Origin of the sequence: Oscillibacter sp. (genome assembly GCF_032060045.1) — a bacterium.
In the GTDB taxonomy this organism is placed as follows: Bacteria; Bacillota; Clostridia; order Oscillospirales; family Oscillospiraceae; genus Oscillibacter.
Window position 1 is genome coordinate 1 of sequence record NZ_DAMBZJ010000046.1, and the last position, 1,310, is coordinate 1,310.

The 1,310-nt window shown below is 49.1% G+C and carries 1 protein-coding gene; it reads right to left on the reverse strand.

All coding sequences use genetic code 11. The annotated features are described in order from the left end of the window. Nucleotide 1: 1 nt before the first annotated feature. Nucleotides 2-1,009: a site-specific integrase gene (locus RT018_RS14205; RefSeq protein WP_312942955.1), complete on the reverse strand. Its 1,008-nt coding sequence runs from the start codon at nt 1,007-1,009 to the stop codon at nt 2-4. Nucleotides 1,010-1,310 lie beyond the last annotated feature (301 nt).

A 1,310-nucleotide genomic window follows, 5' to 3' on the forward strand; every position in this document is an offset into this window, starting at 1 on the left:
CTTAATGTTTCAGGACTTTTGTTTTGTTTATTCTTGAAATGTGGCCGCAACGTGGTCGGAATAGCTGCCGATAGTTGCCCTGATGGAGCTTATTAATATGGGCTTGTATATAGATGTCACTGGTAACGTCAAAATCAGCGTGGCCAAGTATTTTGGATAGAGTGTCATTATCTATACCCAGACTATGTCCCCTCGTTGCCAGCGTATAGCGGCAGCTATGTGGATTCATCCGGCGCTGCGCTGTGCGGATGCCCAGACGCTCCAGCGTCGGGTAATAGTCCCGCCTGCGGAAGTTATTGCCATTAATATTGCCGTCATACCCGGAGAGGAATAAGTCACCGTTTGCCTGAGAATGGAAATACTCCACAAAAGGTCGTATCACATTCAGAATGGGGACAATACGGTTCTTTCCAGCCTCCGTTTTCTCGCCGCCGGTGAAGACCCAGCGCTGCGTATCTACGCCGCTCAGAGGCATGTCCAGCAGCTCCTGCAGGCGGAATCCGGTATATAAAAAGATCGCAATGATTTTTGATGTCTCACTGGTGGCAGCGTCAGCTAATACCAGATTGATTTCTTCCTCCGTGAATACATCACGCTGCACTGCTTTTTGCTCTGACAGAGACAAAAATTGAGCATAATTCCGATCGATTATATCCAACTCCATAGCCCGCTGACAAAGGAGACTATATAGGCTGCGTATCTTTTCTTGGGTTGATCTGGAGCGCGCCTTAGAGACTTCCACATCAACCAATGCTTGGATTGTGGCGGTGCTGATGTCTCTCATTTTTTTAGGCTTGACGTCTTCAAACTTCCCCCATGCAAGATCGTACATCTCCTTGCTTTTTGCTGATAGTTTGGGATAGTCTTTATCTTTCCAGATGTCATAAACATCCTGCAGGGTGAGGTTGATCGTATCTGCAAGTCGGCGCTTGCTGTTGAGCCTATCTAAAAACTGCTGAGCGGACTCCATGGACGGAAAGTCCCCAATCCGCTTCCCACCCTTCTCCACGCGGTAAGGTTTCCTACGGGACTGGTCTGTCATTTTGCGGATGCACCCAGTTCCATTAGGGCGCTTCCGTCGCTTGCGCTCCTTGCGAATGAGCACCTTGCCGCAGTAGCAGCACAGCACCGCATCATCCGGTATATCCTTTTTGCATTTTGGACAGTGCATAGTTCCTCCTATGGCAAGCGCCGCCCCGTTGGGGCGGCGCTTTTGATTACTGGGCTTTTCATCGTGTCCGATTCGGACACATTTTATTTATTTCGCCATCCGGCGATGGGTTAAAAAAATAATTCTGCCGCCATGTTGC